This window comes from Halomonas llamarensis, from assembly GCF_023555005.1.
Classification (GTDB): Bacteria; Pseudomonadota; Gammaproteobacteria; order Pseudomonadales; family Halomonadaceae; genus Vreelandella; species Vreelandella llamarensis.
This window is the reverse complement of the sequence record NZ_JAMJPJ010000006.1, coordinates 23,977-44,075: the sequence shown is the minus strand read 5'-3', so window position 1 is coordinate 44,075 and position 20,099 is coordinate 23,977. Positions and strand designations below refer to the sequence as shown.

Sequence of the window (20,099 nt, the reverse complement as noted above, 5' to 3'; positions counted from 1 at the left end):
TGGAAGGCCTACCTGAAAACGTAAAGCGCACGCCGCAAAAAGCCCGACCCCCTTAAAGGAGCCGGGCTTTTAGGCGGCGTTAGCCACGCTGACGGGATTCGCTATTTAAGCAAAATCTGGCAGACTGAGAAATCTGCCTTGGCAAAGCCGATATTACGACTGCTCTGCCATTTCCTGAACACGCTGCATCATATCAGGATTTTGCTGAATCGCTTGACCAATGGCATTAAAGGTATCGACGTCTAGGCCGCTGTCTTCAACGATTTCGATCATTTTGTCGTTAGCCTCAGAACGCACCTCTTGCTGCGCTTGCTCACCTTCTGCTGACTGCAAACGCTGAGTATATTCTTGAGAAACGACCGCGATCTCTTTTGAGGCATCAGCAAACTGCTGAAGTTGATTATCTGAGAAGTCCTGCACCGGTGCTTGTTGGGTTGCCATGGGATCTTGTGCAGAGTCTTGCGATTGCTGAGCGTGAGCTGCTGTGGCCATTAAGCCAGTGGCGAGAAGCGCTGCAGAAAATAGAGCCGTCAAACGTTGCATAGATACCTCTTGGTAGTGAACAAAATGGTTGTGGAAAAGCACGTTGCTATGCAGATGCGTTGCGAACGTACCTTCTATGATGACTGTGTTCGGATCAGGTTCAAGTTTTTAAGTAACAGTTTGTAAAAAAGGAATCTTATGGCCAATACATCTCTGACGCGCTTTGCGAACTCGCTGCGCCATGCAACACCGGGTGAACTAGGGCTTGCGGCGATGCCCATTGTGTTTGTGCTGCTATGGAGTACGGGCTTTATCGGGGCAAAATTCGGCTTGCCCTATGCGGAGCCGTTTACGTTTTTGTTTATCCGTTTTATTTGCACGCTGTTGCTACTTTTGCCATTGGTGATGGTCATGCGTGTACCCTGGCCTACCTCGCCAGCACTTTGGGGGCATATTGCCGTGACGGGCTGCTTGGTTCACGGCACTTATTTAGGCGGTGTTTTTTACGGCATTTATTTGGGCATGCCTGCAGGGCTTGCGTCACTGCTAGTCGGGCTTCAGCCGCTTTTAACCGCCGCCTGCGCTGGCCCACTACTGGGTGAAACACTGACTAAGCGGCAATGGATAGGGCTGGTATTAGGGCTCGTGGGGATAAGCTTGGTGCTAGGCAGCAAACTCGATCCGACGGAATCACTCTTTGACGGCTTTGGCCTTGGGGCGCTCGCGAGTGTTACCGCTGCGCTCCTGGGGATTTCGATCGGCACGCTCTACCAAAAGCGGTTCTGCACGCATATGCCGCTCTTGCCGGGAACGGCGATTCAGTACATGGCGGCAGCGTTGTTACTGGGTAGCGGCGCCCTAGTGTTTGAGACACGCCAAGTTAGCTGGACACCTACGTTTATTTTAACGTTGGGTTGGCTCGTGCTCATTTTGTCAATCACCGCTATTTTGTTACTCATGGCACTGATCAAAAAGGGTGAAGCATCGCGAGTTGCTAGCCTGTTTTACTTAGTACCACCGGTTACCGCGCTACAGGCGTGGTGGCTGTTTAACGAACGCCTGCCGTGGTTAGGGCTTTTAGGAATGGCTATCGCCATTATTGGCGTAGTATTAGTCGTCAAAACAGCGCAAAATAATGCTAAAGCATCATAATATGGGTAAATTAAGACTACTATGAATAGCTCGACGAATCAGCAGTGTGCGCGGGTTAACGGCCACTGCAACCGCTGCGATCGCCCCGTGCCGTTTGCATTTACCATGGCATTTCAGCCGATTGTCGATGTGTCTAAACGGCGCATTATTTATCACGAAGCGTTGGTGCGCGGTCCAAAAGGGGAATCCGCCGGCAGTATTTTGTCGCAAATCACCGATGATTTGATGTACCGCTTTGACCAAGAGTGCCGCATTAAAGCGATCGAGATTGCCAGTGAACTCGATATGCAAGAGCGCCTCTCAATCAACTTTTTACCCAATGCGGTGTATGAACCCGAGGCATGTATTCAAGCGACACTGGAAACGTCGAAGCGGGTTGGCTGGCCCATTGAACGGCTCAACTTTGAGATTACCGAAACCGAACGAGTGAAAGATCGCGAGCACATGCGCAATATTATCGATAGCTACCGCGCAATGGGATTCACCACTTCACTGGACGATTTTGGCAATGGCTTTGCCAATCTTGACCTGCTCACCGACCTACGCCCCGACTCACTCAAAATTGACCGTACATTGGTCATGGGGTGCGATACCGACACGCGTCGGCAAGCTATTCTCAGCAGTGTCGTAACACTTGCCGAACAGCTTAACGTCTCGCTCGTTGCCGAAGGTGTGGAAACGCGGGAAGAATCACGCTGTTTATTAGCGTTGGGGTTTCCAGTACAACAAGGTTTTTATTTTGCACGACCTAGCCTTGAGGCATTAGCGATGGTTGACGACGCACTGTACGATTAGTCGCAATACGCCACTGGCGAGTTAAGGTCTGGCAATACGCTCAAGGTAGTGCGCGCCGCCTAAGTTGCGCATTTGCTGGCGAATCCACTGGCTGCGCTGTTCTACTTGGGCACTTGGTACTGCCGCACTGCGATTGAGCGGGCTAGGAAGAATGGCGGCTAAAAGACTCGCTTGACGCTCGTTAAGCGCATTAGCAGAGACGCCAAAGTAGTGCTGGGCGGCCGCTTCTAGCCCGAAAACCCCCGTATCCCACTCGGCAACGTTCAAATACACCTCAAGAATACGCTGTTTGCCCCAGGCCAGTTCGATCAACAGCGTAAACCACAGCTCGAACCCCTTGCGCGCCCAGCTACGCCCACTCCAGAGAAATACGTTTTTTGCCGTTTGCTGGCTTAACGTGCTTGCGCCGCGTAACTGCCCACCGGCAAGTCTATTTTCGACCGCACGCTTGATCTCTATGAGATCAAAACCGTAGTGATCAGGAAAACGCTGGTCTTCCGCCGCGATCACCGCCAACTTGGCCACAGAGGCCATGTCGTCCCAGTCGCGCCACTCGCGCTGCAAACGAATGGGTTCGCTAGCTATCCAGCTTTGCACTTTGCGCTCAACCATCACCATCGACCCAGGCGGCGGCACCACGCGAAAAAGCAGCACGAATGCCACCGAAAGGATCACAAATGCCAGAACGCCGCGCCACAGCCAGCGCCATAGCCTACCCGCCAATCGGCGCAGCGCTCGTTTCAACATGCGCACTCCCTACGTCTTAATCATCTGCGAATAAGCATTAATACGACTTAGCGCTTATACAAATGCTCGGCGTGATAGCGCAGGTGGTCGTCAATGAACGAGGCGATAAAAAAGTAGCTATGATCGTAGCCCGATTGGCGGCGCAGCGTCAGCGGGTGATCATGGGCGTCGCACACTGCCTCTAACCGCTCAGGCTTGAGCTGCTCTTTAAGGAACGGATCGGCGTCGCCCTGATCGATAAATAAGCGTTGACGCGAGGCGCCATTAGCCACCAGCTCACAAGCGTCGTACTGGCGCCAGCGTGACACATCGTCGCCCAGATACGCGCTAAACGCTTTTTGTCCCCAAGAGCACTCCATTGGGTTCACCACCGGCGCAAAGGCCGACACCGAGCGAAAACGCCCTGGATGGCGCAGCGCCAGAATCAACGCGCCGTGGCCGCCCATCGAATGCCCACTGATCGATTCACGCCCATTAACCGGGAAGTGCTGACGCACCACAGAGGGTAGCTCTTCAACGATATAATCGTACATACGGTAGTGCGACTTCCACGGCGCCTGAGTGGCGTTCACATAAAAACCAGCACCCGAGCCTACGTCATAGCTGTCATGCTCACCGGGAAGGTCCGTACCGCGTGGGCTGGTATCGGGACAAATAATCGCCACGCCAAGCTCTGCCGCCACACGGTGGGCACCGGCTTTTTGCATGAAATTTTCATCGTTGCAGGTCAGCCCCGAGAGCCACCAGAGCAGCGGTACGCGCTCCTTTTCAGCTTGAGGCGGTAAATACACCGCAAACACCATGTCGCAATCCAACGCCCTCGAATAGTGGCGATAGCGTTTGTGCCAGCCGCCAAAACTGCGGTTGGCCGAGACCAGTTCTAACGTTTCACTCATACTCATGGGCTGGCTCCTGGTGACGGGCTTATAAAAGCGAGTTAGTCAAAATAATCAGTAATGCAGAACGGTACGGATACTCTTGCCCGCGTGGAGCAGATCAAACGCGTCGTTGATGTTCTCAAACGGCATATCGTGGGTAATGAAATCGTCGATATTGATGTCCCCGTTCATATACTGGTCGACATAGCCAGGCAACTCAGTGCGCCCTTTCACGCCGCCAAAGGCAGAGCCTTTCCACACGCGGCCGGTCACCAGCTGGAACGGACGAGTGGAAATTTCTTCGCCTGCGCCGGCCACACCAATGATAATCGACTCACCCCACCCTTTGTGGCAACACTCAAGCGCCGAGCGCATGACGTTGACATTGCCGATGCACTCAAAGGAGTAATCCACACCACCATCGGTCAGATCCACGATCACTTGCTGAATCGGGTCACTGTAATCTTTGGGATTGACGAAGTCAGTGGCGCCGAACTGCTTGGCTAGCTCGAATTTATCGGGGTTCACATCGATGGCGATAACTCGTGAGGCTTTCGCCATCGCGGCACCTTGAATGACCGCCAAGCCAATCGCGCCTAGGCCAAATACCGCGACGGTCGCCCCGGGCTCGACTTTTGCTGTGTTCAGCACCGCCCCAATGCCGGTCGTGACACCACAGCCGAGCAGACAGATTTTATCCATCGGCGCCTCTTTTGAGACAACGGCGAGCGAGACTTCCGGCAGCACGGTATATTCGCTGAACGTCGAAGTGCCCATGTAGTGATGTAGTTTTTTGCCGTCGAGCGAGAAACGCGAGGTGCCATCGGGCATCACGCCTTTACCTTGGGTCGCACGCACGGCGCCACACAGGTTGGTTTTGCCCGACAAGCAAAATTTACACTTACCGCACTCGGCGGTGTATAGCGGAATCACATGGTCACCCGGCTTCACGCTGGCCACACCTTCGCCCACTTCTTGCACCACACCGGCGCCTTCATGGCCTAGCACGGCGGGGAAATTACCTTCTGGGTCAGCGCCAGAAAGCGTAAAAGCGTCAGTATGGCAGACACTCGTGGCGGCCATTTTAACCAACACTTCCCCCGCTTTCGGGCCTTCCACATCAATCTCGGTGAGTTCGAGCGGTTTACCGGCGTCTAGCGCAACGGCAGCACGTGATTTCATCATCATCTCCAAGTCGTTCAAAAATAACTGGCGCTAGTGTAGGTCAGTCAGGCCGGTGGGATAAACCAAATGCGTACAAAACTGATACATCAGCATTCAATCGCGTTCACTGCAAGCCCTCCTTTTGACGTCTCTTTGTACTTATCCTGCATATCGCGACCGGTATCGCGCATGGTGCGAATCACCTTATCCAGTGAGACAAAGTGCTCGCCGTCACCGTTGAGCGCCATACGCGCGGCGTTGATCGCCTTGACCGAGGCAATCGCATTACGCTCAATGCACGGCACCTGCACAAGCCCGCCTATCGGGTCGCAGGTGAGGCCTAAATTGTGCTCCAACCCAATTTCGGCAGCATTCTCAACCTGTTCAGGGGTGCCGCCAAGCACATCGACTAAGCCTGCTGCTGCCATCGCGCAGGCGGAGCCCACCTCACCCTGGCAGCCCACTTCAGCGCCGGAGATTGATGCGTTCTTCTTGCACAGAATACCCACTGCTCCCGCCGTCAGTAGAAAATTCACCACATCGTCGTCGCTGGCATCAGGTTCAAATTTCAGATAGTACGCCAGCACCGCTGGCACGATTCCCGCCGCGCCATTAGTGGGCGCAGTCACCATGCGTCGCCCTGCGGCATTCTCTTCATTGACGGCTAACGCAAAAAGATTAACCCAGTCCATCGCCGAGAAGGTCGATACGATGAGGCGCTCATTTTCAGCCGGGTGCAAAAGCCGCTGATGCAACTCATACGCCCGGCGGCGTACGTTCAGCCCGCCGGGCAAATGACCTCGGGCGTTTAGGCCGTTATCGATACTTTCACGCATCGCGTCCCAAATGGTGAGTAACTCACGGTGTATTGATGCGTCATCACGCCAGGTTTTTTCGTTTTCAAGCATCAATTGGCTGATGCTCAAGCCGTGCATCCGACACTGGGTCAGTAGCTCGGCGGCGGTATCAAACGGGTAGCGAAGCAACGAGGCATCCTCCCCGACGTCTCCCGCGTCCGCTTGTGCCTGATCAATGTAGAAGCCACCACCTAGCGAATAGTAGGTATTGTGCGCCACTTCCTGCTCGCCGCTGAACGCAACAAGTTGTAAGGCATTAGGGTGAAACGGCAGGCACGTTTCATCCCAGGCAATATGCTCATGCATCGAAAACGCGACAGCCTGACCGTTAGGGAAATCGAGCGGCGCGCCCCTATCAAGCGCTTGCAAGCGCGCGTCAATGCCGTCGGGGTTGAGCGTTTCCGGCGCTTCGCCCAGCAACCCCATCACCACAGCGCGGTCGGTGCCATGACCTTTCCCAGTGGCGGCAAGCGAACCGCGTAGGGTAACGTCAACGCGTGTGACAGGCGCTTTTCCCAGTGACAGCAAAAAATCGCGAGCTGCGCGCATAGGCCCTACCGTGTGTGAGCTTGATGGCCCAATCCCCCTACGAAACAAATCAAATACGCTAATGGCCATGACCGCTCCCTTTTCGTGTCTTTATTTGCGTGCGAACTCAAAAAAGTGACGATATAATAAGCATTCACACACGTATGTTTATTGCCACGTTATCACGCGCGCCCGGAGACTTTCGCGTGCCGTCATGCCGATCAAGGATTCCATGAAGACTCACACAGAACCGACTTGGCAGATTGCTTTTCGTTCTCTTTTTGTTCGCACCGTTATCTACACTTTATTGATAGGCTTGATTGCTCAAGGCGCTTATTGGGAGGCAAAGTACCTGCCCGCCGTTCGCTTCTCGGAGCTAGGTTTTACCGAGTTCATGCAAACCTTGGTTCTCGCCACCGCATGTTTGCTGCTGGTGTATGCTCGTCACGTGCTGCGCGTTTGGCCCAACGTAACGCTATTGCTACTGGCCTTTATTGCCGCTTCTCTGGTGCGAGAACAAGATCATTTTCTCGATGCTTACGTGGCAGAACACACGTGGAAAATTTTGGTCACCTTGATCGTTATCCCCTCTATCACGTGGGCAGTGATTCAGCGGCGACATTTTCTCGCTGAATTTTCCCACTATAGCAATACGCTCTCGTTAGGGTTGTTTACGGCCGGTGTGCTTACTACCTATATTTTTTCTCGCCTTTTCGGGCGTCAAGCGTTCTGGCAAACCGTCATGCAAGAACATTATACGCGCGATGTAAAAGACATGGCCGAAGAAGTCGTCGAGCTTTTGGGTTACAGCATGATATTGATCGCGATGGTAGAGCTAGTTTTGCTTGCCCGGCGCATTTATCGGACCCGGCTAGCCAGCACGTAATAGCATCCCGCTAACCGTGATCTAACAAAAAGCCCCTGCAGCTAGTTAAGCGCTGCAAGGGCTTTTTTTTCGACTTGGCTTTTTTACCCGCCGGTTTAATGCCTACTCGTCTAAAAACGAACGCAACGGCTCCGAGCGGCTTGGGTGGCGAAGCTTACGCAACGCTTTTGCTTCGATCTGACGGATTCGCTCACGCGTAACATCAAACTGCTTACCGACTTCTTCCAGCGTATGGTCGGTGTTCATATCGATACCGAAACGCATCCGTAATACCTTGGCTTCTCTTGCAGTGAGGCCGCCAAGAACATTGCGAGTGGCTTCGATCAGGCCTTCGCCGGTGGCCATATCGACCGGCAACAGCATCGTGCTGTCTTCGATGAAATCGCCCAAGTGGGAGTCGTCATCGTCACCAATCGGCGTCTCCATTGAGATTGGTTCTTTGGCGATCTTCAACACCTTACGCACTTTGTCTTCCGGCATTTCTAGGCGCTCGCCCAGCTCTTCCGGTGTCGGCTCGCGGCCCATTTCTTGAAGCATCTGGCGCGAAACACGGTTGAGCTTGTTGATCGTCTCAATCATGTGGACCGGAATACGGATCGTACGCGCTTGGTCGGCAATGGAGCGGGTAATCGCCTGACGAATCCACCAAGTCGCATAGGTAGAGAATTTATAGCCACGGCGGTATTCAAACTTATCCACCGCTTTCATCAACCCGATATTGCCTTCTTGGATAAGATCCAAAAATTGCAGGCCGCGGTTGGTGTACTTCTTAGCAATCGAGATTACCAAGCGCAGGTTCGCCTCAACCATTTCCTTCTTAGCGCGGCGCGCCTTGGCTTCACCAATGGAAAGCTTCCGGTTAACCTCTTTCAACTCACCGACGTTGAGCTGCACCATGTTTTCTTCAAAGGCAATTTTGCGCTGCGAACGCGCAATATCAGCCCGTAGCGGTTCTAAGCGGTCCGCGTACTTGGGAAAACCTTCTTGAAACTCATTCAACCACGCCTTGCGCGACTCATTGCCGGGAAACGCTTTAATGAACGTTTTGCGTGGCACTTTGGCTTTTTTCACGCACAGCTGCATGATCGCCTTTTCTTGCGCACGTACTTGCTCAACGCTAATACGAATCTGACCCACTAGGCGCTCAAAGTGCTTGGGCACGAGCTTAATGGGTGAAAAGAGCTCAGCTAAACGCTTTTGCGCTGCTTTCACTTCGGGAGTGCGAGGACCATGCGTTTCAAATGCGGCGTTTACCGCCGCATTCTGTTCGCGAATCTGCTCGAAACGCGCCCGTGCTTCTTCTGGGTCGGGGCCGCCTTCATTCGCCGTGGAGTCGTCGTCTTCGTCCTCGCCACCCTCTGCGGTGTCTTCGTCAACTTCTGCTACAGGTTCTGGCTCGGGCACTTCGGCTTCAGCCACGCCGGGGATGCCTTCATCTGGGTCGATAAAGCCAGAGAACAAATCCGATAGCCGCCCCGGGGCTTCTTCATCTTGCGTGGCGTCATAGGCATCGAGAATAGAGCTTACCGCGCCAGGCAAATACGCCAGCGCAGACATCACCTCGCGGGTGCCCTCTTCAATTCGCTTGGCGATTTCAATCTCGCCTTCACGTGTCAAAAGTTCGACCGTCCCCATTTCGCGCATGTACATGCGAACCGGGTCGGTAGTACGACCCACGTCGCTCTCTACCGCTGCCAGTGCCGCTACCGCCTCTTCGGCGGCGGACTCATCGGTAGAGTGATCCGACATCATCAAAGTGTCTTCATCAGGCGCTTCTTCAACGACACTAATACCCATGTCGTTGATCATGCCGATGATATCTTCCACTTGATCCGGATCAGCGATATCCTCAGGTAGATGGTCGTTGACCTCCGCGTAAGTGAGGAAGCCTTGTTCCTTACCCCGCGCGATCAACTCCTTCAGACGTGACTGCTGCTGCGCATTTCCAGCCATAGAAACCCTATCTCGACGAAGAAGAATGAAGCACCTGAAACGTTGAACGTACAACCAGCCGAACAGTATAGCGTGAGCAGCGGGTTATTTTCCAGCTTGACGTATTTTCGCGGTCATTCAGGTGTGTTAGTTTATTTAGTTCGGCCAATTTTGATGAGTAGCCTTTATCTTGAGGTAAGTTGCCAAAATTCAACCCCGGCTACCTCTTTTCCGACTTTTCAGCGCTGAGCGAGCTCGACCACTAAGCGAGCGAGGTGGGCGCGTTGCGTACTATCGAGTTTTTGTCCGGCACGCTCCTGGGCGATCAACGCCTTATATTCCTGCTCTGGCGAGCGCTTGCGCTGCCGTTGCTGCAAGTGCGCTATCATGCCCTTTAGCTCTTCCTCCCTAGCAGCCTTCGGAATCAAAAGCTCACGCCGAGCAAGTTCAGCCAGCATTTGGCCTTGCTGGCTGCCTTGAAAGTGGGCCAATAGCACTTGCGGGCTGCGATAACGCCCTGCTTTGAGCAGCGCAATTAATTCGCGGCACAACCTGCCGTCAGCGCTATCTGGCAGCCAATCCAGCGGCTCCTCGATAACCTCAACCAAACGCGGCTCGTGAAGCAGCAGCTGCAGCACCCGCGCCACCGGCGAAAGCACGCCAGCGCGGCGCGGCGCATCCTCCCCGACGGATTCTGGCGCCATCGCCTCTTCTTGCGGGCTCTCACTCAACTGCGGTTGCGCCTTCGCCCCATCAGACATGGTGGACGTTTTAGCCGCACGCTTTGCTAGCAAGGCTTCCAACTGTGCCTCGCGTAGGCCGCTCCGTTTCGCCAACTCTTCCAACAGAAGCGATTTGAGCATGCCTTCCGGCACGTGGTTTAGCGCCGCCAGCACATGGCTAGCAAAACGCTCACGGCCTTCGACACTGTTCAAGTCGCGACCTTGGGACGCCTGCTCAAACAAAAACTCTGAAAGCGGCATGGCACAGGTGACACGATCTTTGAACGCCTGCGCGCCTTCCCGGCGTACTAGGTCATCAGGGTCGTCGCCTTCGGGCAGAAACAGAAAGCGCGCCTCGCGACCATCAATCATCTGCGGCAACGCCGTTTCTAGCGCGCGGCTCGCCGCCTGGCGCCCGGCGCGGTCACCGTCAAAACAGAACACCACGCGACTCACCAAACGAAACAGCCGCTTAAGGTGATCCTCGGTCGTTGCCGTGCCCAACGTGGCCACCGCGTTATGGATGCCGAACTGCGCAAGCGCCACCACATCCATATAGCCCTCGACCATCACCAGCTGCTCAATTTTTTCCGGCGCCTGGCGTGCTTCATAAAGGCCGTAAAGCTCGCGGCCTTTATGAAACACCGGCGTCTCGGGAGAGTTTAGGTACTTCGGCTTACCATCACCAAGCACTCGCCCACCAAACGCAATGGTGCGCCCGCGCAGGTCGCGGATCGGAAATATCACTCGGTCGCGAAAACGGTCATAGCTGCGACCGGAATCTTCGCGGTGGATCAACAGACCATATTCCACCTGCACCGCTTCGCTTACGCCACGCTCGCTAAGATGCTGCTTAAGAGATTCCCAATCCGCCGGGGCATAACCGATGCCGTAGGTTTTAACCACCTCCGGCGACAAACCGCGATCCGCTAAATAGTATTGAGCGGCCTGCCCTTCTTGCATGGCTAACCTTTCACGATAGAAGCTTGCGGCTAATTCTAAAAGGTTAACGCCTTGCTTGCGCTTTTTTTCCCGCTCGCGCTCACGCGGATCGTCCGCGCCCTCACGGGGCACGTCTACCCCCATGCGACCGGCAAGCTGCTCAACCGCTTCCGGAAAGGGTAGCTTGTCGTACTCCATCAAAAAACGCAGCGCATTGCCGTGAGCCCCACAACCAAAGCAGTGGTAAAACTGCTTGTCGGCACTCACCGTAAACGATGGCGTTTTTTCTTGATGAAAAGGGCAAAGACCTGAGTAGTTACGCCCTGATTTTTTGAGCTGGACGCGCTCACCCACCACTTCAACCACGTCAACGCGGCCAAGCAGGTCATCAATAAACGTCTGGGGAATCTGGCCGGCCATACAGGAAAAGCCTCACCAATACGAAAAACAAACGGCTACCCGTAGGCAGCCGCTTGGCATCCTTCTAGAAGAACCACTTACACAAGGCTCTCCCGGTACGGATCAATAGAGACGTTCGAAGCGCTTTTGTTCACGCTGAATTTTCTTCGCGTGACGTTTTACGGCAGCTGCCGCTTTGCGCTTGCGCTCTGCAGTCGGCTTTTCATAATTCTCACGACGACGTACTTCAGACAGAACGCCGGCTTTTTCGCAAGAACGCTTGAAGCGACGCAGGGCGACGTCAAACGGCTCGTTATCACGTACTTTTACAGAAGGCATTAAGCACTCACCTACCTTAAGGAATCTTGAGTTCGGATAGTGCGCACACGATAAATCCAGTATGGAAAGCGTATAAAACGCCTATCGTGTACGACCCTGTTTACAGCGCACGATATTCTAGTAGTGGTACGCTTGCTTTGCAAATCATTGCAGCCATTTTTACACGCAGCGCGGCGCACAAACGAGTCGCAAGCTGCTAAAATCGCTTTTTTCCAATGATCAACAATCACGCTCGGGGAGTCTCATTATGCGCGTACTGGGCATCGAAACGTCCTGCGATGAAACCGGCGTTGCCATCTATGACACCGCTTACCCAGGCGGCGATGGACTTCTTGCCGATGCGCTCTATAGCCAAATCGCCATGCATGCCGAGTATGGCGGCGTCGTACCGGAGCTTGCCTCCCGCGATCACACGCGCAAACTTTTGCCGTTGGTCGAGCAAGTATTGCGCGAGGCCCACTTAACGCGCCAAGACCTTGACGGTATCGCCTACACCGCCGGACCCGGCCTTGTGGGCGCGTTGATGGTAGGCGCGGCGACCGCGCACGGCATGGCGCGGGCACTAGATATTCCGGTGCTCGGCGTGCACCACATGGAAGGCCATTTGCTCGCGCCAATGCTGGAAAACGAGCCGCCTGAGTTTCCATTTGTCGCACTTTTGGTCTCCGGCGGGCACACCCAGCTCGTAGCCGTAGAAGGGGTCGGCCGCTACCAGCTGCTGGGGGAGTCGGTCGACGACGCCGCCGGTGAAGCCTTCGACAAAGCCGCCAAAATGCTCGGCTTGTCCTACCCCGGCGGCCCGCACGTGGCCCGCCTGGCGGAACAAGGCGACCCCAAACGGTTTCGCTTTCCTCGCCCGATGACCGACCGTCCGGGGCTGGATTTCAGTTTTTCCGGTTTAAAAACCCATACGCTAACCGCGATTCGCGAGCTAGAAGCGAGCGACGTGCTTGACGAGCAAGCCCGCGCTGACGTGGCCCGCGCCTTTGAAGAAGCCGTGGTGGATACCCTAGCGATCAAGTGCCGCCGCGCGCTAGACCAAACTGGCCTGAAGCGTATCGTCATGGCTGGCGGTGTCAGCGCCAACACGCGGCTGCGCGAGCGCTTAGCCGTCGAGTGTGAAAAGCGCAAGGCGCGCGCCTATTATCCACGCGGGCGCTTTTGCACCGACAACGGCGCCATGATGGCTTACGTTGGCGCTCAACGCTTAGCCGCAGGCGAGCGCGACGCCACAGGGCAAATGCAAGCTACGCCGCGCTGGCCGCTGGATCAGCTCAGCACGCCCGATACCGCCCTTAGCGCCGATGTTTAACGCGCGCGTCTTCCCCGCGCCGAATACACCGCAGGTTAGCCCAGTGGCGCGCCAGCACCATCAGGCTAAACACGCCAACCACTGGGACATACGCCGGATCAAGCCAGATACACGTAAGCGGCGCGGTTAGCGCGCTGAAAAGCGAGGCCATCGCGGCTGTTCTCAGCTGCCACGCACAAAGCGCCCATACCGCCGCGCTGATCAGCGCAACAGCGGGGGTCAATACCAGCAATACGCCGAACGCACTCGCCACCGCCTTACCACCGCGAAAGCCGTGCCACAGCGGGTAGCTGTGGCCAAGCAATACCGCAAGACCCACCACACCTTGGAGCCATACCGGATAGCCCAACGCGTTTGCACCCAGCACCGCCGGCACGCCCTTAGCGGCATCGAGCAGTAGCGTGAGGCCAGCAAGTTTCGGCCCGTAAAGGCGCAACACGTTGGAAAAACCCGGGTTACAAGAACCGCGCCCACGCGGGTCCGCCACACCGGCCAGCCGACAAACACTCAATGATGACAGCCAACTGCCGCTTAAGTAGCCCACTATGACCCACAGCATGGCGCTTTCCCCTTATTTACCCACTGCCCTGCGCCTGCGGATTTTGCTGGCGGGCGACTGTCGTTTCCCGCCCGCCTCAAGTACAATTCCTGACTTATCGCAGGGGAAAGTTTATGGATCGCATCTTTATCGAAGCGCTCGACGTCGACACCGTGATCGGCGTATATGAGTGGGAGCGCACCATTTCACAGTCACTTAGCCTGGATCTGGTACTTGCCACCAACATTCGCCCGGCGGCGGCCAGCGACGACTTACGCCTTACTCTGGATTATGCCGCGATCTGCCAGCGCATTCAGCATTTTGCCCGCGAACACCGGTTTGCGCTGGTCGAAACCTTCGCTGAGCGTCTTGTTGAAACCCTGCGACATGAGTTCCCCCTTACTTGGCTTGAGCTTACCGTGCGCAAACCGGGGGCGGTGCCCAGTGCGCGCAGCGTCGGGCTGACCATCCGCCGCGGCACCCTGCCGAACGAGAACGCGTGATGCAACAAGTGACCGTCAGCCTGGGCAGCAATATCGACCCCGCTCGCCATATTCGCCTCTGCCTGGATGCCCTAACGGCACGCTTTGGCGCACTTAAGATCTCACGCGTATTTGAGAGCGAGCCGGTCGGCTTTGACGACAGCCGCAACTTTTACAATCTGGTGGTGGCATTTGAAAGCGACGCCTCGCCGGGAGAGCTTCAGGCATGGGCCAAACGCTTGGAAGCCGAGCACGGCCGATGCTCAAACACACCCAAGTTTAGTCCACGCGCGCTGGATATCGACCTATTGACCGTCGGCGCACGCTGCGGCGTTATCGAGGGCGTGACGCTTCCCCGCGACGAAATCACGCGCAACGCTTTTGTGTTACAGCCGCTCGCGGAACTTTTACCCAGTGAGAGACACCCGGCTTGTGGCACGCTCTACACCACCTTATGGCAGCGTTTTGATCTCGGCGCGCAGCGGCTCTGGCCGGTGGATTTCACTTGGCGCGGGCGTTTGATCTCTCAGGCTGACCCCATCGCGCTTGCCGCTGCGCGCTAACGCCACGTAAGCGCCTATATGTTACCCCCCTGCCGATAGCGCTCGCTGAATGGCGACCAGGCGCTCTTGATCCAGCGCCTTACCAATTTCTGCGCCTTGATAGCCCGCGTCCACCAGCGCTTTGGGGCTAACGGCGGCGGCCTGCTGCCACGCGAAGCGCAACGTTGCCGCTTGCGATGGCGAAAGCACTTCCACCAGTGCCAACTGGGTTGCCACTTGTTCGGGCCTGCGCCAGCCATCCAGCCGTGCCAGCCACTTGAGTGCCGCGTCAGGCGTTTGCGCACCCGCTAAAAAGCGCTGGGTGAGCGCGCTGTGCGTAGCCAGCTGTGCGACCGCCTTAGGCAGCTTGAGCCGCGCGGCAAGGGCGTCGCGTTGGTGGTCGTCAAGTGCTGACACCAGCCGCGCGTAGCGCCAGTGCGACTGAGTCGCCCCGTGCTCAGGCACCTGCGCCATGGCCGCCACACCCTCGTCGAAGGCATCGCCTGCGAGCTCGGGAAACCACACCTCAAGTGCCCCGCACGCCTTTAGCGCTTGAAAATACGCCTTGGGTACCGGTTCACCCAGCGCTTTCTCGCTCTCTACCCAAACCCGCTCGGCGGCCAAATGCTCAAGCTCGCCGCTCTCGCTCACCTGCGCCATCAGCGCTTGAGTCTCTTCGGCAATGCGAAAGCCACGCTCGGCGTAGCGGGCCAAAAAGCGCGCGGTGCGCAGTACGCGAAGCGGGTCTTCGCTGAACGCGTCCGACACATGGCGCAGCACGCGCGCCTCAATATCTTGGCGCCCACCATACGGGTCGATAATATCGCCGGTTGGCGCTTCAGCCATGGCGTTGATGGTTAAATCGCGGCGCTGCAAATCCTCTTCCAGCGTGACATCGGGGCTTGCGTGCACCTCAAAGCCGACATAACCGTGCCCGGCCTTACGCTCGGTGCGCGCCAGGGCATACTCCTCAGCGGTGTCCGGGTGAAGGAAAACGGGGAAATCGCGCCCTACCGGCTTGAAGCCACGTGCGCGCATCATTTCGGGCGTGGCGCCGACCACCACCCAGTCGTTGTCATAGACCGGCCAGCCGAGCAACGCATCGCGTACTGCCCCGCCGACGCGATACACCTCAAGTCCTTTTAGCAAAGGGTCTCGCCACGAACCTTGCTCGCGCGTTGCGCTCATGGTTTACGTCCTGCCTCATGGCTCGGTATTGACGTTAGCTCGCCGGTCTCCAGCGTCAATGCGGTCAGTGCCCCACCCCAAGCGCAGCCGGTATCCAGCGCGTGGACATCGATGGCAGCTTCTGGCGTTTGGCCCGAAAGCGCGGCCCAATGGCCAAACAAAAGTCGCGCTCGATCGGTCCGGGGGCACTGAAACCACGGCGAAAACCCTTCGGGGGCGCTGTCGAGCCCTTGCTTGGCGGCAAAATCTAACCGCTCATCGGCGGTGATAAAGCGCATGCGCGCCATCACATTGACGATGCAGCGTAGCCTGTCCATCCCGGCCAAATCGTCCCGCCAGCGATCCGGCTGATTACCAAAAAGATCGCGCAAAAAAGCACCCGACGCTTCGCCTTGCAGCGCATTTTGTACCTCGCCGCCCAGCGACTGCGCTTGCGCCAGCGACCACGATGGCAGAATCCCCGCGTGCACCATTAGCGTTTCACCCTCGCGCACGGTGAGCGGCTGTTGTTGCAGCCAGTCAAGCAGTGTCTCACGGTCGGGCGCGCTTAAGATGTCGTCCAGCGTGTCGTTTTTGCGCAGCTTACCGCCACCTCGAGCCGCCACTAGCAGGTGGAAGTCGTGATTGCCCAGCACGCAGCGGGCGTTAATCTGCTGAGCTTCACGCAAGCATGCAAGCGAGCCGGGCCCGCGATTGACCAGATCGCCCACCAGCCAAAGCCGGTCGCGGTCGGGGTTGAAAGCGAGTTTTTCCAGCAGCGCGACAAACTCCGCGTGGCAACCGTGGAGATCGCCGATCACGTAAGTGCTCATTGAGAACTCCCTGAAGACGTTTTGTGCCGTGTTATGAGTGCATCGTCGTTAATGAATCGCCAGCGGCGCCGCCAGGCTAAATGGCGCAACGTTCACATCAAAGGCGCGCTGCGTCGAGGTATCCAGCAGCGTATACGCGCCTTCCATGGTGCCGACAGGCGTTTGCAGAATGGCCCGGCTGGTGTAGCGAAAGCGCTGCCCAGGGCCAATCAGCGGCTGCTGCCCAACTACGCCCTTGCCGCGCACTTCTTGGCAGGCGCCGCTGCCTTGAGTGATTTTCCAGTAGCGTGCGAGTAACTGAACGCTGTGCGGGCTGTTGTTTTCAATGGTGACGCGGTAGCTGAACACATGGCGCGCCTCCGCGACACTGGACTCCTGGGCGCTGTAGTCCACGGTGATCGCAACGTGAATGGGTAATGCGCTCACGTTTCATTCCCTCCTGAGTCATCCGTGGCGACACGGTTAGCAATGCGCACAAATTCTTCCACCGTTAAGGTTTGCGGGCGACGGCCGGGGTCGATACCGAGCGCTTCCAGCGTATCGGTATCCACGCGGCCTTTGAGGTTATTGCGCAGCGTCTTGCGCCGCTGACCAAACGCCTGCTTCACCAGGGAAAACAAAAGCGCTGTATCATGGGCGGTTTGGGGAAGCGTCGCGTGAGGGGTTAAACGCACAATCGCCGAGTCCACTTTCGGGCGCGGCACAAACGCTTCCGGCGGCACGATGAAAAGCTTCTCCACCTGGCAGTAGTACTGTGCCATCACTGATAGCCGTCCCCAATCGGGGCCGCCCGGCTCTGCCGCCAAACGCTCGACCACTTCTTTTTGCAGCATGAAGTGCATATCCGCCACGGCGTCTTCGGCTTCAAGCAAGTGCACGATCAGCGGCGTGGAGATATTGTAAGGCAAGTTACCCACTACACGCAGCGACGGGCCGTCACCCTTCAGCGCGTCGAAATCAAACGCCAACGCATCGCCTTCGTGAATCACAAACTCAGGGTAATTAAAAAACTGCACCCGCAGCCCAGGGATTAAGTCACGATCAAGCTCGATGACTTCCAGCTTGCCCGTTTCCTCTAAAAGCGGCTCGGTCAGTGCCCCTTGCCCGGGGCCAATCTCAACGAGCCGGTCACCGTCGCGCGGGCCAATGGCGCGAATGATGCGTCCGATAATGCCGGGGTCGCGAAGAAAGTTCTGCCCAAAGCGTTTTCGAGCGCGGTGTTGCGGCACGTGAGACATGAAGCGAAATTCCTGGGTCAAAGATAAGAAGTCGTACAGGTGGCGGCGCACTGATCGGCCAGACGACGCGCCAGCCGAATCGCCACGGCAAGGCTTGCTGGCGAGGCCTTGCCGGTACCCGCTAGATCGAGCGCCGTGCCGTGATCCACCGAGGTGCGCACCAGCGGTAGCCCTAACGTGATATTAGCGGCATTGCCGAAACCGGCGTACTTGAGCACCGCCAAGCCCTGGTCGTGGTACATCGCGAGTACTGCGTCTACCTCTGCCAGATGGCGCGGGGTGAAAAGCGTATCCGCTGGATAGGGGCCACGCAGATCCACCCCTTGTGCACGCAGTGCCTCAAGGGTGGGCGTGATAATGTCCAGCTCTTCACGGCCAAGGTGGCCATCCTCGCCAGCGTGGGGGTTTAACCCGCACACGGCGATACGCGGCTTAGGAATACCAAACTGCCGGGACAAATCCGACGCGAGTATGTGGCTAATGCGGGTAAGGCGCTCGGGCGTGATCGCATCGGCCACGGCGCGCAGCGGCAAGTGCGTGGTGACCAGTGCTACGCGCAAATCCGCCGCCCCTAGCCAACCCGGCGCTTGGGCATGCAAGGCGCTATCGGTGGCCAGCATCATCACCACTTCGTCGACACCGCACGCGTCGCGCAGCCATTCGGTATGCCCGGTAAAGCTGGCAAAGCCGCCGTCGATGATCACTCCCTTGTGCAGCGGCGCGGTGGTGATCGCGGCGGCATGGCCGTTTTGACAGGCGCGCACGGCAAGCGCAAGCGTCGCGATCACACAAGCGGCGTTAGCGGGATTCAGCACCCCCGGCAGGCACGGCGCGTTTAGCGCCACTGGCCACACGGGGAGCACACCGGGGCCTTGCGGCAAGGGCTCGCCGGGTTGGCAGGCCACCAACTCGACCTTAAGCCCCAATCGCTTAGCGCGCTCAGCCAGCAGCGTTATATCCCCCACGGAGACGCTGTGCGGCGGCAGTTCACCGCTTTCGGCGAGCATCAACGTCAACTCCGGGCCGATACCCGCTGGCTCGCCGGTGGTGATGGCCACCGGCAAGGGAGTGTATGTCGCCTCACGCTGTGGCATTAGAGGCGAATATCCACAAACGCCTGCGAACGAATTTCCCGCTGCCAAGCATTCATCTCTTCGTTAGCGCGACGCTGGAAAATCGCTTGGCGTACCTGCTCACGACGCGCCTCGTCGGTGACGTCTTCACGGCGACGCTCCAACACTTCGATCACGTGGTAACCAAACTGCGAACGCACCGGCGCCGAGACTTGATTAGGCGAGAGCTCGCGCATTGCCTCCTCAAACGCCGGCACGGTTTGCCCTGGACGTACCCAGCCGAGTGAGCCACCGTTGAGTGCACTACCGCTATCGTCGCTCATTTCGCGCGCCACAGTAGCGAAGTCTTCGCCTTGCATGAGGCGCTCGCGCGCTTGCTCGGCACGTGCGCGGGCCTGTTCTTCGTTACGCGTGGGGTTAAGCTTCACCAGAATATGCCGGGCGCGCGTCTCTTCGATGAACGAGGTGTCGCCTGAGGTCGATGGCTGCTGGTTAACAAAGCGCTCGATATCGCGTTCGCTGACCGAAACTCGTTGCCCGATTTGACGCTGCTGCACTTGACGCATTAACAGTTCACGGCGCAGGTCTTCGCGCACTTGAGCAAGCGTCATGCCGTCCTCCTCAAGACGGTCGGCAAAGGCCTCAAGCGACATGTTGTTCGACTCGGCGATGCTACGCACTTGGCGATTAAGCTCGGTGTCGTCAACGCTTACGTTGGCATCACGCGCCATTTGCAGCTGAATTTCTTCCACCACCATACGTTCAAGCACCTGCTCTTCAAGCTGCCCACGCGGAGGCGGTGTGTTGCCTTGCGCTTCCATCTGGCTGACAACGCGATCTACGCGGCTTTCTAGCTCGCTTTGCATAATCGCGCCGTCATTCACCACCGCCACAATCCGGTCAAGCACTTGCCGCTCGCCTAACGGTTGCGACTGTGCCTCAACCGACTCGGCCGTCAAGACGACACCAGCGCCCATGCAAAGCACTAACGCACTGCTTAACGCGCGGTATTTAGCGCGGCCTAACAACATCTTTCTCATCGTCATGAAAACGTCTCTTTTAATTATCCTGACTCATCGTCCCCGTTACC

At 57.0% G+C, this 20,099-nt stretch carries 21 protein-coding genes; 6 read left to right on the top strand and 15 right to left on the bottom strand.

Annotation, left to right across the window (positions count from 1 at the left end):
* Positions 1-153 precede the first annotated feature (153 nt).
* Positions 154-543, bottom strand: coding sequence for a DUF4168 domain-containing protein (locus M8006_RS05770; protein WP_250080515.1), 390 nt, complete (start codon positions 541-543; stop codon positions 154-156).
* Between the two features lie 138 nt (positions 544-681).
* On the opposite strand from M8006_RS05770, the gene M8006_RS05765 reads away from it, so the two are divergent.
* Together M8006_RS05765 and M8006_RS05760 are read left to right on the top strand one after the other, a co-directional pair.
* A complete protein-coding gene (locus M8006_RS05765) occupies positions 682-1,635 on the top strand; it encodes a DMT family transporter (RefSeq protein ID WP_430886808.1) in 954 nt (317 codons plus the stop codon).
* A 21-nt stretch (positions 1,636-1,656) separates the two neighbouring features.
* Positions 1,657-2,430: an EAL domain-containing protein gene (locus M8006_RS05760; RefSeq protein ID WP_488592956.1), complete on the top strand. Its 774-nt coding sequence runs from the start codon at positions 1,657-1,659 to the stop codon at positions 2,428-2,430.
* 21 nt (positions 2,431-2,451) lie between these two features.
* Here the strand turns inward: M8006_RS05760 and mtgA are convergent, their stop codons facing one another.
* The 4 genes from mtgA to M8006_RS05740 all read right to left on the bottom strand — a co-directional run bounded on the left by mtgA (position 2,452) and on the right by M8006_RS05740 (position 6,694).
* Positions 2,452-3,177 carry a monofunctional biosynthetic peptidoglycan transglycosylase gene (gene mtgA, locus M8006_RS05755; RefSeq protein ID WP_250080514.1) on the bottom strand — a complete coding sequence of 242 codons (726 nt, stop codon included), beginning with the start codon at positions 3,175-3,177 and terminating at the stop codon, positions 2,452-2,454.
* A gap of 47 nt (positions 3,178-3,224) precedes the next feature.
* Positions 3,225-4,079, bottom strand: a complete 855-nt coding sequence (fghA, locus tag M8006_RS05750; RefSeq protein WP_250080513.1) for an S-formylglutathione hydrolase — start codon at positions 4,077-4,079, stop codon at positions 3,225-3,227.
* Between the two features lie 48 nt (positions 4,080-4,127).
* Positions 4,128-5,237 (bottom strand): S-(hydroxymethyl)glutathione dehydrogenase/class III alcohol dehydrogenase, encoded by a 1,110-nt coding sequence (locus M8006_RS05745; protein ID WP_250080512.1) that lies wholly within the window; start codon positions 5,235-5,237, stop codon positions 4,128-4,130.
* A gap of 89 nt (positions 5,238-5,326) precedes the next feature.
* Positions 5,327-6,694, bottom strand: coding sequence for an L-serine ammonia-lyase (locus tag M8006_RS05740; RefSeq protein WP_250080511.1), 1,368 nt, complete (start codon positions 6,692-6,694; stop codon positions 5,327-5,329).
* Between the two features lie 142 nt (positions 6,695-6,836).
* On the opposite strand from M8006_RS05740, the gene M8006_RS05735 reads away from it, so the two are divergent.
* The gene (locus tag M8006_RS05735) at positions 6,837-7,490 is read left to right on the top strand and encodes a hypothetical protein (protein WP_250080510.1); all 654 of its coding nucleotides are present in this window, start codon (positions 6,837-6,839) and stop codon (positions 7,488-7,490) included.
* A gap of 102 nt (positions 7,491-7,592) precedes the next feature.
* Here the strand turns inward: M8006_RS05735 and rpoD are convergent, their stop codons facing one another.
* From rpoD to rpsU, 3 genes are all read right to left on the bottom strand, one after another.
* Positions 7,593-9,443 carry an RNA polymerase sigma factor RpoD gene (gene rpoD, locus M8006_RS05730; RefSeq protein ID WP_250080509.1) on the bottom strand — a complete coding sequence of 617 codons (1,851 nt, stop codon included), beginning with the start codon at positions 9,441-9,443 and terminating at the stop codon, positions 7,593-7,595.
* 218 nt (positions 9,444-9,661) lie between these two features.
* Positions 9,662-11,506, bottom strand: a complete 1,845-nt coding sequence (dnaG, locus tag M8006_RS05725; protein ID WP_250080508.1) for a DNA primase — start codon at positions 11,504-11,506, stop codon at positions 9,662-9,664.
* Between the two features lie 102 nt (positions 11,507-11,608).
* The gene (rpsU, locus tag M8006_RS05720) at positions 11,609-11,824 is read right to left on the bottom strand and encodes a 30S ribosomal protein S21 (RefSeq protein WP_160419605.1); all 216 of its coding nucleotides are present in this window, start codon (positions 11,822-11,824) and stop codon (positions 11,609-11,611) included.
* A gap of 247 nt (positions 11,825-12,071) precedes the next feature.
* Between rpsU and tsaD the strand changes: the two genes are divergently transcribed.
* The gene (tsaD, locus tag M8006_RS05715) at positions 12,072-13,136 is read left to right on the top strand and encodes a tRNA (adenosine(37)-N6)-threonylcarbamoyltransferase complex transferase subunit TsaD (RefSeq protein ID WP_250080507.1); all 1,065 of its coding nucleotides are present in this window, start codon (positions 12,072-12,074) and stop codon (positions 13,134-13,136) included.
* Here tsaD and plsY read toward each other — a convergent pair.
* Positions 13,120-13,695, bottom strand: coding sequence for a glycerol-3-phosphate 1-O-acyltransferase PlsY (gene plsY / locus M8006_RS05710; protein ID WP_250080506.1), 576 nt, complete (start codon positions 13,693-13,695; stop codon positions 13,120-13,122). The genes tsaD and plsY overlap by 17 nt on opposite strands.
* A gap of 113 nt (positions 13,696-13,808) precedes the next feature.
* Here plsY and folB point away from each other — a divergent pair, with 113 nt between their 5' ends.
* Together folB and folK are read left to right on the top strand one after the other, a co-directional pair.
* Positions 13,809-14,177: a dihydroneopterin aldolase gene (gene folB / locus M8006_RS05705; protein WP_250080505.1), complete on the top strand. Its 369-nt coding sequence runs from the start codon at positions 13,809-13,811 to the stop codon at positions 14,175-14,177.
* A complete protein-coding gene (folK, locus tag M8006_RS05700) occupies positions 14,177-14,719 on the top strand; it encodes a 2-amino-4-hydroxy-6-hydroxymethyldihydropteridine diphosphokinase (protein WP_250080504.1) in 543 nt (180 codons plus the stop codon). The genes folB and folK overlap by 1 nt, the downstream gene beginning before the upstream one ends.
* 21 nt (positions 14,720-14,740) lie before the next feature.
* Here the strand turns inward: folK and M8006_RS05695 are convergent, their stop codons facing one another.
* The 6 genes from M8006_RS05695 to M8006_RS05670 are packed head-to-tail and all read right to left on the bottom strand — an operon-like array spanning position 14,741 to position 20,055.
* Positions 14,741-15,886 (bottom strand): tRNA nucleotidyltransferase/poly(A) polymerase-related protein, encoded by a 1,146-nt coding sequence (locus tag M8006_RS05695; protein WP_250080503.1) that lies wholly within the window; start codon positions 15,884-15,886, stop codon positions 14,741-14,743.
* Positions 15,883-16,698 (bottom strand): symmetrical bis(5'-nucleosyl)-tetraphosphatase, encoded by an 816-nt coding sequence (locus M8006_RS05690; protein ID WP_250080502.1) that lies wholly within the window; start codon positions 16,696-16,698, stop codon positions 15,883-15,885. Before M8006_RS05690 ends, M8006_RS05695 begins: the two co-directional genes overlap by 4 nt.
* Positions 16,699-16,746: 48 nt before the next feature.
* Positions 16,747-17,124, bottom strand: a complete 378-nt coding sequence (gene apaG, locus M8006_RS05685; RefSeq protein ID WP_250080501.1) for a Co2+/Mg2+ efflux protein ApaG — start codon at positions 17,122-17,124, stop codon at positions 16,747-16,749.
* Positions 17,121-17,936, bottom strand: coding sequence for a 16S rRNA (adenine(1518)-N(6)/adenine(1519)-N(6))-dimethyltransferase RsmA (gene rsmA / locus M8006_RS05680; protein WP_250080500.1), 816 nt, complete (start codon positions 17,934-17,936; stop codon positions 17,121-17,123). The genes apaG and rsmA overlap by 4 nt, the downstream gene beginning before the upstream one ends.
* 17 nt (positions 17,937-17,953) lie before the next feature.
* Positions 17,954-19,030 (bottom strand): 4-hydroxythreonine-4-phosphate dehydrogenase PdxA, encoded by a 1,077-nt coding sequence (gene pdxA / locus M8006_RS05675; RefSeq protein ID WP_250080499.1) that lies wholly within the window; start codon positions 19,028-19,030, stop codon positions 17,954-17,956.
* Positions 19,030-20,055, bottom strand: a complete 1,026-nt coding sequence (locus tag M8006_RS05670; protein ID WP_250080498.1) for a peptidylprolyl isomerase — start codon at positions 20,053-20,055, stop codon at positions 19,030-19,032. The genes pdxA and M8006_RS05670 overlap by 1 nt, the downstream gene beginning before the upstream one ends.
* Between the last annotated feature and the right edge of the window lie 44 nt (positions 20,056-20,099).

Coding starts and splice junctions, on each gene's coding strand:
- rsmA (WP_250080500.1), bottom strand. CDS start 17,936: ATGTCTCACGTGCCGCAACACCGCGCTCGAAAACGCTTTGGGCAGAAC.
- M8006_RS05745 (WP_250080512.1), bottom strand. CDS start 5,237: ATGAAATCACGTGCTGCCGTTGCGCTAGACGCCGGTAAACCGCTCGAA.
- M8006_RS05765 (WP_430886808.1), top strand. CDS start 682: ATGGCCAATACATCTCTGACGCGCTTTGCGAACTCGCTGCGCCATGCA.
- M8006_RS05690 (WP_250080502.1), bottom strand. CDS start 16,698: ATGAGCACTTACGTGATCGGCGATCTCCACGGTTGCCACGCGGAGTTT.
- dnaG (WP_250080508.1), bottom strand. CDS start 11,506: ATGGCCGGCCAGATTCCCCAGACGTTTATTGATGACCTGCTTGGCCGC.
- plsY (WP_250080506.1), bottom strand. CDS start 13,695: ATGCTGTGGGTCATAGTGGGCTACTTAAGCGGCAGTTGGCTGTCATCA.
- M8006_RS05735 (WP_250080510.1), top strand. CDS start 6,837: ATGAAGACTCACACAGAACCGACTTGGCAGATTGCTTTTCGTTCTCTT.
- folK (WP_250080504.1), top strand. CDS start 14,177: ATGCAACAAGTGACCGTCAGCCTGGGCAGCAATATCGACCCCGCTCGC.
- pdxA (WP_250080499.1), bottom strand. CDS start 19,030: ATGCCACAGCGTGAGGCGACATACACTCCCTTGCCGGTGGCCATCACC.
- M8006_RS05760 (WP_488592956.1), top strand. CDS start 1,657: ATGAATAGCTCGACGAATCAGCAGTGTGCGCGGGTTAACGGCCACTGC.
- M8006_RS05740 (WP_250080511.1), bottom strand. CDS start 6,694: ATGGCCATTAGCGTATTTGATTTGTTTCGTAGGGGGATTGGGCCATCA.
- rpoD (WP_250080509.1), bottom strand. CDS start 9,443: ATGGCTGGAAATGCGCAGCAGCAGTCACGTCTGAAGGAGTTGATCGCG.
- tsaD (WP_250080507.1), top strand. CDS start 12,072: ATGCGCGTACTGGGCATCGAAACGTCCTGCGATGAAACCGGCGTTGCC.
- mtgA (WP_250080514.1), bottom strand. CDS start 3,177: ATGTTGAAACGAGCGCTGCGCCGATTGGCGGGTAGGCTATGGCGCTGG.
- fghA (WP_250080513.1), bottom strand. CDS start 4,079: ATGAGTATGAGTGAAACGTTAGAACTGGTCTCGGCCAACCGCAGTTTT.
- M8006_RS05695 (WP_250080503.1), bottom strand. CDS start 15,886: ATGAGCGCAACGCGCGAGCAAGGTTCGTGGCGAGACCCTTTGCTAAAA.
- M8006_RS05670 (WP_250080498.1), bottom strand. CDS start 20,055: ATGACGATGAGAAAGATGTTGTTAGGCCGCGCTAAATACCGCGCGTTA.
- M8006_RS05770 (WP_250080515.1), bottom strand. CDS start 543: ATGCAACGTTTGACGGCTCTATTTTCTGCAGCGCTTCTCGCCACTGGC.
- rpsU (WP_160419605.1), bottom strand. CDS start 11,824: ATGCCTTCTGTAAAAGTACGTGATAACGAGCCGTTTGACGTCGCCCTG.
- folB (WP_250080505.1), top strand. CDS start 13,809: ATGGATCGCATCTTTATCGAAGCGCTCGACGTCGACACCGTGATCGGC.